Origin of the sequence: Bacillus sp. RC251, assembly GCF_044908765.1 — a bacterium.
Classification (GTDB): Bacteria; Bacillota; Bacilli; order Bacillales; family Bacillaceae_G; genus Bacillus_A; species Bacillus_A wiedmannii.
Map to the genome: position 1 here is coordinate 15,946 of NZ_JBIYDP010000022.1, position 13,047 is coordinate 28,992.

Sequence of the window (13,047 nt, forward strand, 5' to 3'; positions counted from 1 at the left end):
ATGTTATTGAAAATTAAGAAAATAAGCAAGATAAAAACCTTACAAATTTTAGCGTGTTTTATGGTATAGTGAGAAAGTATGTTTGGGGAGAAGGAAGGAGATTATACGATGAATACACCTACTCAAACTCCTTCATTATCGGCAACGATGAAAGAGTGGCATTATGCATTAGCGTATGAAATTAAACATTGGAAAACGATAGGTGGTAGTAAAATTTCTATTATGAACGGTCGTTTTTTATATACAGATTATGAAAGTACAGTATACGTATTTCAGCTTATTTCGGAAGTAAGCTTACCTGAAGGTTCACCAATTCGAATTGAGTTTGATGGTGAGGAAGCGACAGGAGAAGTATTATCTGTACATGGATTAGAAATAGAACTGAAATTAAATGATTATATACAAGGTGAAATACGAGAAGCTGTTTTATACAGTGAACCGTGGCAATTGTTAGAGCAACTACAAGAGCGATTGAAAGAGGCACATAAAGATAAGTTAAAACGTAATCGTATAAAGCGTCTTGTTGATGGGACGAGCAGTCCGAAACATATTGAGAAGATGAAAAATCCGAAAAATGAATTGGCGTATCGTTCGTTTTACAATCCGACAACGTACGTGTGGGGACCGCCTGGAACAGGGAAGTCTTACAATTTATCACGTATTATTTCGGCTCATTATCAAAAAGGAAAATCGGTACTTGTATTAGCTCATAGTAATGCGGCAGTAGACGTATTAATGAGCGAAGTAACGAAGCAAATTGAGAAGAAAAAGAAATGGACACCTGGCGAAATTGTTCGTTACGGTTATAGTCAACATGAACATATACGAAATCATGAAACATTACTTACGTCGAAGCTAGTTGAAACGACGAACGGATCTTGGGGAGAAGAAAGACTCTATTTAGAAGAGACACGACAAGATCTTCGTGAAAAGATTTTATCATATAAAGCGACTTCTGCTGATAAGAAGCGTATACAAGAGATTGAAAATGATCTTCGAAAGCAAAAAGCGAAAATTAAAGAAGTAGAAAAAGAATACATTGAAAACGCGAAAGTAATCGGCGCAACTTTATCGAAATGTGCCATTGATTCCCTTATTTATGAGCGTACATTTGATTTAGTTGTCGTAGATGAAGTGAGTATGGCATATGTTCCGCAAATTGCATTAGCTGCTTCACTTGGAAAACGTATTGTCGTTTGTGGTGACTTTTTACAGTTACCTCCAATCGCGATGGCGAACCATGAACTCGTTCGAAAATGGCTCGGGGAAGATATGTTTTACCATGCCGGGATTGTTGAGTCTGTCAATAAATCAGAAGCACATCCGAACCTCTTTATGCTGCAGGAACAAAGACGTATGCATGCGGATATATCGAAGTTTACAAATTCATTTATTTATAAAAATAGAGTATATGATCATCCGTCTGTTTCAGAGCGTAAAGAACTTGCGCGATTGCAACCGTTCGCAAATGAGGCAAGTGTTTTATTTGATACGAGCTTAATGGGAGCCTTTTCGTTAAAAGACGCTGCTTCAGGTTCTCGTTTTAACATTATGTCTGGTTTAGTAGCGATGCAAATGATGTTAATTGGACTGTTAGATGGTGTTCAATCGATCGGTGTTGTTACACCTTACAGGGCACAATCCCGCTTTTTATCAACGTGTATTAGAGAAATGTTGCAGAGAACGAAATATCAAAACATACCAGTTTTAGCAGCAACGGTTCATAAGTTTCAAGGTTCTGAAAGAGATATGATGATATTTGATACGGTGGATAGTTATCCGCAAGAACGACCTGGTGTGTTATTCTTTGACCATAAAAACCATCGCCTCGTCAATGTAGCCGTAACGAGAGCGAGAGGGAAGTTCATTCAATTATCAGATTGCCATTATATGCGTAAAAACCTTTCGAGAAAACAAGCGTTATCACAATTAACGGCTCATATAGAACGTCACGGAGATGTGTATGATCGTACGACATCAAGACAATTGTGGGAACGAAAAATTTCGAAACGTTTACGCTGGTTTATGGAAATGAATCTTGAAGAACCGAAAGGGCTATTGAAAGATATTTTAGCTGCAAAACGAAAAATTATTATTTCACTTCCAAGCACAAAACAAGTGGATAAGCGAGTATGGCAAGCGTTAATGCGTACAAATGCGCAAATAACGGTGTATAGTGATGGACCAGTTCCATTGAAAAATGTAAAGTTACAAAGACAAAATAAAACATTCCCGTTTATCGTAATCGATGATGAAATCTTTTGGGCAGGGGCACCGCTCACATCTCAAATGATGTTTGAAGGTAGTACGGAATTTCCGTACGTATGTGCAAGACTGCAAGCACCAGAAACAATTGGTGTGTTAAAAGGGTTTTTAGATATTCGGTAAATTCGGATAGGAATTCCTTGACTTTTGCCTGGAATGAACTTAGAATGAAAATAATTTAATACAATTTTATGAAAATTCTTATCACGAGAGGTTGAGGGACTGGCCCTATGACACCTCGGCAGCGGATTCTTTATGAATACTGTGCCAATTCCAGCAAGGTAACTTGAAAGATAAGAAAGAAGCTCATTTTGACTGTATATACAGAAGCCTCTTTCTATCTTTTAGAAAGAGGCTTTTTTACGTGAAAATAAAAGGAGGAAGAAAAATGGGAGCGACAGGAGTAACGTCACAAAGAAAAACAATTGAAGAGAGTATAGAAAGAAATAAGGAAAAGTACATAGAAACAAGTCATAATATTCATGCGAATCCGGAGATTGGTAACCAAGAATTTTACGCATCAAGAACGTTAAGTTTGTTGTTAGGAAGCGCAGGATTTCAGTTGCAGCACAATATAGCTGGGCATGAAACAGGATTTATCGCGCGAAAAAGTTCAGGGAAACAAGGACCAGTCATTGCATTTTTAGCTGAGTATGACGCTTTACCAGGACTCGGTCATGCATGTGGTCACAATTTAATTGGCACAATTAGCGTTGCAGCAGCGATCGCGTTATCAGAAACGCTTGAGGAAATCGGCGGAGAAGTTGTCGTGTTCGGAACACCAGCAGAAGAGGGTGGGCCAAATGGTAGCGCAAAATCGAGTTATGTGAAAGCTGGCTTATTTAAAAACATTGATGCGGCGCTTATGATTCATCCGAGCGGAAAAACAGCTCCAACGAGTCCATCACTTGCGGTCGATCCACTTGATTTTCATTTTTACGGAAAAACAGCTCATGCAGCAGCCTCACCAGAAGAAGGAATTAACGCATTAGATGCGATTATCCAGCTGTATAACAGTATTAATGCACTTCGCCAACAACTCCCATCAGATGTGAGAATTCATGGTGTTATTACTGAGGGCGGAAAAGCACCTAATATTATTCCTGACTACGCCGCAGCAAGGTTCTTCATCCGCGCAGCAACGAGAAAAAGATGTGCGGAAGTAACAGAGAAAGTAAGAAACGTCGCACAAGGTGCAGCATTAGCAACAGGTACGAAAGTGAAAATTCATCAATTCCAAAATGAAATCGATGAACTACTCGTAACAAAAACATTTAATGACGTCGTAGCCGAAGAATTAGAATTACAAGGTGAAGACGTAAATCGTAAAGAAAGATTTGGCATCGGCTCAACAGACGCAGGAAACGTAAGCCAAGTCGTACCGACCATTCATCCGTACATTAAAATCGGTCCAGACGATTTAATTGCGCATACGAATGAATTTAGAGAAGCAGCACGTTCAGAATTAGGAGATAAAGCATTAATTACATCCGCAAAAGCACTAGCACATACAGCGTATCGATTAATTACGGAAGAAGGGCTGTTAGAGAAGGTGAAGGAAGAGTTTAGAGAGGTGCAGAGGAATCAAGGATAGATGGTTAAAGGGAGTGGGGGAATCCACTCCTTTTCTTTTTTGCGTAACGCTGATGCTAAGATTTTTTTGCAGTAAAATCAATGTTAGTGGAACTTTTTTAATCAAACTTTTTTCTAAATTAACATAAATACTTGCAACATTTAAATTAGTACTATATAGTTCTAGTTATGACAAAGGTAAAATTAATGAATCAAAAACGTGTGATTGAAGTAGCTGCAACATTATTTTTAGAAAAAGGGTTTGCTTATACAAGTATGGATGAATTAGTACGTGTAAGCAAAGTTTCAAAGTCTAATGTGTATTATCACTTTTCTAATAAGGAAGTATTATTAGAAGGGGTCGTTGATTATTGGATTGAAATGTATCAATCTGCAATTGATGACGTACTTTCTCAGACTCAATTTTTAGTTGAAGATCGTATCCAACTGTTTTTAAAGCAATTATCACAAGGAGTTCAGTCGAGAGAGTATAAGGGGAGCTGTCCATTTATTACTCTTTATATTCAAAGTCCTAAACAGGCCACGCAAATAAAAGAAAAAATAGGTCTTTTTTTTACAGGATTACAAAAGAAAGTTTCTCTATTACTTAAACAAGGGGTAGAGAATGGAGAATTCAGAAATACGATTAATATTGATGAGGTTGCATCACTTTTTATTACAAATCTTGAAGGAGCGTTATTTATTTCAGAAACATTGAAGGATGCAACTGTAATTACGAAAACAGCAGATCATTTTTTAAAATTGCTTCGATAAAAGAAGCTTTTTTTTTACATCAAATTAGTACTAAATAGTACTAAAAAGGGGATTTTATATGAGAACAGTATTTTTAATTGGTGGAACAGGCTTTATTGGAAAACAATTAGTGAAAGAATTAGCCAAAGAGGATGTTAAAATTCTTCTTTTAGTGAGGTCGAAAAGTAAAGCAACACGCCTTTTTCAAGAAAGAGGCATCTTAAAAAAGGAAGTTATGCACTTTATTGAAGGTGATTTGACGAAAATAGATTTAGGTCTAAGTGCTGAAGATAAGGAGAGCGTATTGAAAACGGATGTGATTATTCACGCAGGAGGCCCCATGGATATTCAAGCGACAAGTAAAGAGGCAGCTTCCGTATTTTTAAATGGCGCCAAACATATTAGTGAATTAGCTAAAAGCATTCATCAATTGAAGGGCTTGCAACAATTTATTCATGTTGTAGGTTATATGAGTCCCTTTGATGATAAAAATAGCAAGATTGCAATTGATGTGTTTAAAGAAGGAAACAATTATTTGAAAATAAAAAATCCATATGAGAGAACAAAATTTTTAGCAGATCTTTATATCCGTCACCAGGCATCAGCAGTAGGTTATCCGCTTTCTGTAATTAATCCGCCAACTGTAGTCGGTAGTAGTAAAACAGGGAGTACAGAGCAGATAGCAGGATTAGGTTTGCTTGTGATGAGTATGCGAAGAGGGCTCATGCCAGTGATTCCTGGAGGTAAGGGATATAGGTTACCACTTATTTCAAACGATGAGCTTGCGAAGTTTATTGTGCAGGTTTTCAGATTGGAGCAATCGACTATACAAACATATACACTTGTTGAAGACAAACAGCACGATCAGAACATTGCTGAATTATTAAGTATTATGTCGGAAAGTATGAATATGAGGGCACCAAAATTCTCTGTCCCAATGCCACTTATGAAAGCAATTATGAATAGTGGAGTAAGTAAAATAACAAAAATTCCTTCTGATGGACTGAATTTTATTACAAAACGAAAATTTTCAAATGTTTCAGCGAAAAAAATTATGGGAGGAGATTGGTTTAAGAAGACGAGTGTAATGAAATTTTTCCCTGCCGTAGTAGCTGATTTGGATTATCGAATGATGCATCAAAATGGCCAGCATAATCATTTATTTAAACGAACATTATGTGATAACATTACCCTTTACCAATTACAAGGAGAGGGTAAACCGTTTATTTTATTACATGGTTTATTGAGTGATGGAGAGGATTTATTTCCTTTAGCACAAGAGCTTCATGAAAAAACTGGTCAACCTGTATGGATCTTGGATCTTCCAGGTTTGGGACGTTCTCCTTTTAAACGAGAGAAAAATCTTCTAGATATCTATTTGAATATAGTGAAAAAGTTATTAGAGAAAGCTACTAATGGTGCACATCTAATTGGTCATTCATTCGGTGCGTTTATTCTTCTGGAAGCATTGGTACAAGAGTACATAGATAAGAAGTATTCAATCACTTTACTTCAGCCGCCTATTGCTAAAAAAAATCCTAAATCGCTAAATGTTCCCCAATTTATGAACAAATGGACATTAAAATTGGCAACTACTAATTTGATAGGGCGTTATTTATTAAGTAATGGTTTGTTTGAAAGTATGGAGAGCATCCCTGAACATTATATCGAAAAAATAAGTAACAGTTTTACTTCTCCTAGAATATTAAATACTACAGTTCAGCTTAACAGTTTACTACTGAAAAACGATCAAGGTGATTTCAATGAAGTAACAAAGTATAATCTTCACATTATTTGGGGGGATTATGACAGAGGTTATTCTGCTCCATCGCATCTTGGTAAGGTTGATTTTGTTCCATATGGCCATCATTTTCCTCTTAGCCATCCGAGTGAAACGGCAACATTAGTAATAAAAAATAGTAATACTATCGGATGAGAGTGTGAGATAAATAAAAAGTTTGTAGTAAGATCGTTGTGTCTTTGAAATAAAATCGTACTGTGTGGGAGCCCGCCCCATCACCATCAAGCTAAGGTTTTGAAGTACCCCCTAAATGAAAATTTTCTTTCTCTATAGTTATTTATTTTGAGAAGTCAGCTCATTTTTTAATTTTAGGGGGTATTTTGTTTTATTAGGTTGATAGCGATGGGACTGTACCCCGTTAATAACAATTAGTAAAATTTAATTAAAAAATTGTGAATTTTTTATAGTTTTTTCTGTATTGTTTTACATGTTTCGTGATTTGAGATAGTTTCTGCAACATATAAGGTTCTTTAATTATTTTATCGTTTTTAGACAGAAGACTTTTATTTTAAAGATCTGAAGGTATAAAAGATAAATTTTGTTAGGCGTAAGTATGAGTAAATTGGTATAATGTAGTAATATAAGTAGAAGGTGGAAAATCCGGTATTAGTAAATCGGGCATCCAAATAAGTATTAATAACATTTCCCTCTCTGAACATAAAACTATACACATACTATGATAGATAATATAGGCGTTATTCTTATTATATTGCCCTAAAATAATCAAACCAGGTTATTCGAAGAAAGGAGTGGAAATATGAATATTGGTGAACGTATTCGACAAATCCGTATACATAAAGAATTTACGCAAGGGGAATTAGTATCAGAAATATGCTCTATAACGTATTTAAGCAGAATTGAAAATGGACAAATTAAACCTTCTGTTTCTTTTTTAGAAAAGGTCGCTAAAAAGATGGAAGTTGATTACAATTTTCTTGTAGATGAAGATTATGGGGATATAGAACCTATGCTCCTTGGAATATGTAATAAGTATAAAAATGATAAAATTATAAGTGAAAAAGATTTATCTTCTTTAGAACTGTATGTTCGTGATATAGACTCTATTCTTTTATTATTAAAGGCTTATGGTGTTTTAATATACTATCATTCCCGAAATAATAACTTAGTATATGTAGAAGCAATTGTAAATCAGGCTGTGCAAGTTATTCCAAATCAAATAGACCTCCAGTATACCGAAGATTATATATATTATTTAATGGCTCGAGGTTATTATTTTTATAATAAACAAGATTATATGGCTGCACATGAAATCTACGTGAAGATAGAGAGTTTACTTGATCTAGAAGAAACTACTCAACACGCCAGTGTATATTATAATCTGTGTCTTGTAAATAAAGCGCTGTATAAAGATAAAAGCATTAGTCGTTTGTATGCGCAGAAAGCTTACAAAATATTTTTGAGATTTAATATAAAGAATAAAGTAATAGATACTTTGTTAATGCTCGCAATACTGTATGATTTAGATGGATTATATGACAGGGCTCTTGAATGCTTACAGCAGGCAGAAAGTAGGTTGGAAGATAAAGGAGATTCTATGTATTCACCTATAATCTCGTATAATTATGGGAAAATTTATCAAGGTTTAAAAGACTATACTAATGCTATTAAGTACTATGAAGAATGTTTGCAATTAAGTGAGTTTCTCGAACAAAAACATCAAAAGGTATACGCATTACGAAGCTTAATAGAGATTCATATAGAATTTAAAGATTGGAAAACTGTTAATAAATTTATGGATGAAGCGTTTGATTTATTATCAATTTTTGATGTACCTTACGCTAATGTTCAACTATATGGATTGAAGGGGAAGATATCTAGATTAAGAGGAGATGATTATGGATATGAAAAACAGATGCAAAAAGCAATTGAAATTGGTTTAGAAAAGAAACAATATCCTTTAGTAAGTGAACTGGCTCATGAACTAGGAGACTATTTTTTTGATAATCGCGCTTATAAAATGTCAGCAAAATATCTAAAAATATCAATTGAAAATTCGACGAATTAAAACAAACTAAAAATACATAGATAGAGGGAGATTAATCAAGGATCTTGGTAATGATATCCGCAATATCCCCTCTATGTGATTCTGCAGTAATAGTAGGTATTGGATTAATATAATTTAACATAAGATAAATCACAAATAAAATTGGTTAAATAGGTAACTTGTTTTTATAAAAAAAGGAATTATAAATCAAAATTTTTTACTAATTCCGTGTAACAAAGGACATCCATTAGTATTTAAATTAACAAAGCAACTACTACTGGAGGTTGGAATTATGAAAATCAAAAAAATTTATGTCATTCTTACTACAGCTATTATGTTATCCGGTATTTCTTTATTTGAAAATATAACTAGTACAGATACTACACAAAATGTAGCTGCACAAACTAGTATAGAAGACATCTCAATCAACCAGGTGCTGATTAATTAATCCCCCCATATTCAAGATTTCCTTCAAATACATACCCTTATTAAATAATCCATAGATAAAAAACAGGCGGAAAGTAAGTTCCACCTGTTTTTTTTATTATATTAACTTTGCTTTAAACGAAACTAAGTAGTTAATTTTATTTTCAACAATAGCAATATTTTTATTTGTACAAGGTTAAATCCTATAGAAACTTTCCTGAATTACAAAACATGTAAAATAATATAGAAAAAAACAACAATAATTTTAAATATTTTTAACTGAATTTTACTTATTGTTATTAACATAAATTAACACGTATATTTTAGATACAGAAAGTCAAACAGCAAGGAGGTGGTTAATCTGATGCTAGAGACAAAAAGTTCTATAGATATGATAAACAATATAAATTATCATTTGGATCTTGGTGGGAAAAATAATCAACGTTTAAAAAACTTTTCAAATGAACAAGACGTATTGCCATATCATGTTTACAAACAGCAATTGAATAAACAAGCATCCCAAAAAGAATCGATTAGTCTAGCTCAACCATTTATTCATATTAATACCTTAGCACAAATTCTATATGAAGCATTTCACAATCAAATATTTACAGCTTTGGCACCTATTCTATTTGTTTTTCAACCGAATATTGTAACTGGTATATCTACCCCAGGTGCTTATGCAATAGATTTTTATAATGATTATTTTATTCATTTGAAAGACATCAATGTTCAAGAATTTAAGGCTGGAATAGGTGAAGAAAAAGGACCTATAGCTATTGGATATATGATAAACCAAAGCGAAAGCATTCAGCATTCAAAAGAATTTATGTATCCAAAGTTACAGGACCAAACTACAGAGTGTATGTTAGCCTTACAAAAGCAATTGCACATACATGGAGAGTTAGAAGAGCAAATTCAGCTATCATTTGATTTCAAGAAAATAATGATGCCTTTAATCGTCTTACAATGGATTAAACAGACAGCTTTATATTAAAGGAATAAAAAAGGTTTAGATGTTATAGAAGGCAACATAAATTACCTTCTATAACATCTAAACCTGTCACCAATCTTTGTTAATGAAATTTGAAGTACTCTAATATTTGTTTCCTGAACATTCTAAAAAGATGGTTACTATGTCTAAAAATGAAAAATTAGCTAAATTACGTAATCAAGAATTTGATACAAAAAAATTAATTGGTGCAATCGATGAAGATGAATTGAAAAAAATAGCGGGTGCCGGAGATGTGTCTCCAGAGTCGTGTAATTGATTTAAAATTCTAACGTCAGGTGGTTGATATGATGAATAATCAAGTTTTAAACATTAAAGGTTTGCATAAAAAATATAAAGACAAACATGTTTTAAAAGGGATTGATTTAACTATAAAAAAGGGTGAAATATTTGGATTATTAGGCCCGAATGGCGCTGGTAAATCTACATTTTTTAAAATCATTTTAGGATTGATAGAGGCTGATGAGGGAACTGTAGAAGTATTGGGAATGGATATACAAAAGAATAGAATAGAAATCTTATCTAAAACAGGTTCATTAATTGAAGCTCCAACCTTTTACGAGCATTTATCCGGATACGAAAACTTGTTAATTGCTTCTAAAATGAAAAATGTTCATGATAAAGAACATATAAAAGAACTTTTGAATTTATTTAAACTATATGAGGATCGAAATCGTGCTTTTAAAAAATATTCTCTTGGTATGAAACAACGTTTAGGATTAGCTGCTGCTTTCATAAATAACCCTGAATTATTAATATTAGATGAACCTACTAATGGCTTAGATCCACAGGGAGTTTATGAAGTGAAAGAATTAATAAAAAAAGCTCCAAAAATGTTTAATTCTACCATAATCCTTTCAAGTCATATTTTAAGTGAAGTGGAACAAATGGCTGATCATATCGGGATTATTCATCATGGAGAAATAAAGTACCAAGGTTTATTGTCTTCTTTACAAAATAAACAATCATTAAATATTGTTGAAATTAGTGTTAATAATATGACTCTTACTGATAAATTACTTGAACAATCCAATTATACATTCAATGTAAATAATAACATCTTTAGTATTGAATATAACGATGAAAAATCACTGAATGATATTCAACAACTATTAGTAACGAATCAGATTTTTATTCAATCTTTCCAAACCAAAAAGCAAAATTTAGAGGAAGCATATTTAGATATTGTTGAACAAGGTGCTGTAAGTGTATGAGAAATGTATTAGCCACTGAGTATATAAAATATAGAAAAAGTCATTTTTGGTTTTTGGTTATCTTAGGACCTATTATACTTGCATTAGGTGAATTTGCTGGACTAAATTACTATAGTAATTCTCATACTATTAAATTAGAAACTATATTCGGTATAAATTTGCAACTTTTAAAATACATCTTAAACTTTTTTATTGTGTTTATTATAGCTAGTGTAAACAATGTCGAATATAAAAATTCTACGTGGAAAAGAACATTTACGTATCCAGTACAGAAATTTAGTGTGTATGTAAATAAATTCCTTGTTGTTATGGTTGCTCTTATTATTACAACCGTAATACATATGATTTGTACAGTATTGTTACTTCCATGTTTAGGTATTTCTTTAGATATGGTTTCCATGCAGCATGTGTTTGTTTTTACGTTATATCCATTTCTTATTAGCATCCCATTTTGCGCTTTGGCGTTCATTATATCCATTAATGTATCGAATCAATCAGTGATCGTTGCACTAGCTCTAGCTTCGTATCTTTTCGGCGATATATTAAGCTCAACTAAGCTTTGGTGGTTTCCTATTTCATATCAAATCTTATATTTTCCAATCAATTATGTGAATAATCTAGATGTTTTTAATACGTTATGGTCATACGATAAATGGTACATGCTAGCAGGAATTCCTATTACTATTCTTATTTTAGGAATTGGATACATCTTATTTATTAAAATAGATAATAAAAACTAACAAAGGAGATCTCAAATGATAAATTTAATTTATTCCGATTGGATAAAAATAAGAAAACACCCACAACAAATTACATTTTTCATCTTAGCACTTTGTCCGATTATATATTCAATGATTATGTATACTAAATTCGTGGTAGGAGAGTATAATCACGGTTTGGATAATTCATGGATGGGCGTATGGATGTTTATATCTTTTTTCTATGTTGGTTTTTTTCTCCCTGTCATTTCAGGGATGGTAACAGCCTTCTTGTGTCAGTTTGAAAACAAAACTAATTGGAAAATAATGCATCTATCTCCAAATACTAATTTTAAAATTGTTTTATCTAAATTTGTATCTAGTGTGTTATTATTTTCTGCAATACACTTAATAGTTTTAATGAGCTTGTATGTATCAGGAATGTATTTTGATTTTACAGATCCATTTCCTTTAGAATTTATGATTAAAGTATTTTTAATTTCTGTTGTTGCGACATTTCCTCTTATAATAGTGCAACTCCTATTATTCTTATTTATAAAAACATCTATCACTTTTACATTTGTTAATATAATCCTATCTTTAATCGGTTTATTTCTTTTTTCAGAAGCAAAGTGGGGATTTGGATATTTATGGTCTTTACCATTCAAGTCTACAGAATTAGTTGATCAAGATATATTATCTATTACTATATTATTGGTATCAATAGTTGCATTTACCATAGGTATGATTTTAATTACAGTACGTTATGTAAAATTATTGAGAAAGACAGTATAGAAAGAGAAATCGCCCTTAGAGGGACCTGATAGTATCACAGTTAGGTAAATAACAAAAAAAGAGTCCATCTGGTATGATGGACTCTTTTTTTGTTATTTACCTGGAGATTTTTTATGGTGAAAAAAGGCCAATCTTTTCAAATATATACAGAAGAATTGACACTCCTACCTCTAAAGGGGCAAGCTGGCTAACGCCAGTGGACTTCTTGCCACCAAAGGCGACGCTCGTGCTGACATGTAAGATTGCCATCACTCTCACAAAAGACCATATAGGGGTAGAGTCACATACCCATCAAGCTAAGATTTTAAAGTACCCCCTAAATGGAAATTTTGTATTTTTATAGCATCGAAGCTTATTTTTCTCTTTTTGGGTAGTTTTATTTTCTTAGCTTGATTGCGATGAGCGGTACCTCATAAAGGCCCCTGATACATAATTGATGTTCTGCCATTTGTAGAAAACAATCCACTTATACCATTTTAACAAGAAGAAATATCTCGTCCATGTTG

General features: G+C 33.0%; 10 protein-coding genes, 1 pseudogene and 1 riboswitch. All 11 genes and pseudogenes read left to right on the forward strand.

Translation table 11 applies throughout. The annotated features are described in order from the left end of the window. Positions 1 to 78 precede the first annotated feature (78 nt). The 11 genes and pseudogenes from ABH961_RS29315 to ABH961_RS29365 all read left to right on the forward strand — a co-directional run bounded on the left by ABH961_RS29315 (position 79) and on the right by ABH961_RS29365 (position 12,541). On the forward strand, positions 79 to 2,388 hold the full coding sequence (locus ABH961_RS29315; protein ID WP_142346277.1) for an AAA domain-containing protein: 2,310 nt from the start codon (positions 79 to 81) through the stop codon (positions 2,386 to 2,388). A gap of 75 nt (positions 2,389 to 2,463) precedes the next feature. Then, positions 2,464 to 2,565: riboswitch (SAM riboswitch) on the forward strand. An 88-nt stretch (positions 2,566 to 2,653) separates the two neighbouring features. Continuing rightward, positions 2,654 to 3,859, forward strand: coding sequence for a M20 family metallopeptidase (locus tag ABH961_RS29320; protein ID WP_098080014.1), 1,206 nt, complete (start codon positions 2,654 to 2,656; stop codon positions 3,857 to 3,859). 185 nt (positions 3,860 to 4,044) lie between these two features. Then, the gene (locus ABH961_RS29325; protein WP_063259541.1) at positions 4,045 to 4,611 is read left to right on the forward strand and encodes a TetR/AcrR family transcriptional regulator; all 567 of its coding nucleotides are present in this window, start codon (positions 4,045 to 4,047) and stop codon (positions 4,609 to 4,611) included. 58 nt (positions 4,612 to 4,669) lie between these two features. Next, on the forward strand, positions 4,670 to 6,526 hold the full coding sequence (locus tag ABH961_RS29330; protein ID WP_404520608.1) for an alpha/beta fold hydrolase: 1,857 nt from the start codon (positions 4,670 to 4,672) through the stop codon (positions 6,524 to 6,526). A gap of 622 nt (positions 6,527 to 7,148) precedes the next feature. Beyond that, positions 7,149 to 8,417 carry a helix-turn-helix domain-containing protein gene (locus ABH961_RS29335; protein WP_001020458.1) on the forward strand — a complete coding sequence of 423 codons (1,269 nt, stop codon included), beginning with the start codon at positions 7,149 to 7,151 and terminating at the stop codon, positions 8,415 to 8,417. 271 nt (positions 8,418 to 8,688) lie between these two features. Then, positions 8,689 to 8,844 carry a hypothetical protein gene (locus tag ABH961_RS29340; RefSeq protein WP_000694268.1) on the forward strand — a complete coding sequence of 52 codons (156 nt, stop codon included), beginning with the start codon at positions 8,689 to 8,691 and terminating at the stop codon, positions 8,842 to 8,844. A 342-nt stretch (positions 8,845 to 9,186) separates the two neighbouring features. Continuing rightward, complete coding sequence (locus tag ABH961_RS29345) at positions 9,187 to 9,819, forward strand: hypothetical protein (protein ID WP_404520609.1); 633 nt, start codon at positions 9,187 to 9,189, stop codon at positions 9,817 to 9,819. Between the two features lie 139 nt (positions 9,820 to 9,958). Continuing rightward, positions 9,959 to 10,084 (forward strand): annotated as a pseudogene (locus ABH961_RS29350) (class II lanthipeptide, LchA2/BrtA2 family); the annotation flags it as partial. Positions 10,085 to 10,121: 37 nt separating this feature from the next. Then, positions 10,122 to 11,048, forward strand: a complete 927-nt coding sequence (locus tag ABH961_RS29355) for an ABC transporter ATP-binding protein (protein ID WP_002160127.1) — start codon at positions 10,122 to 10,124, stop codon at positions 11,046 to 11,048. Then, positions 11,045 to 11,788, forward strand: coding sequence for an ABC transporter permease (locus ABH961_RS29360; RefSeq protein ID WP_098080010.1), 744 nt, complete (start codon positions 11,045 to 11,047; stop codon positions 11,786 to 11,788). Before ABH961_RS29355 ends, ABH961_RS29360 begins: the two co-directional genes overlap by 4 nt. A gap of 15 nt (positions 11,789 to 11,803) precedes the next feature. Then, on the forward strand, positions 11,804 to 12,541 hold the full coding sequence (locus ABH961_RS29365; protein WP_000609080.1) for an ABC transporter permease: 738 nt from the start codon (positions 11,804 to 11,806) through the stop codon (positions 12,539 to 12,541). Positions 12,542 to 13,047: the final 506 nt, after the last annotated feature.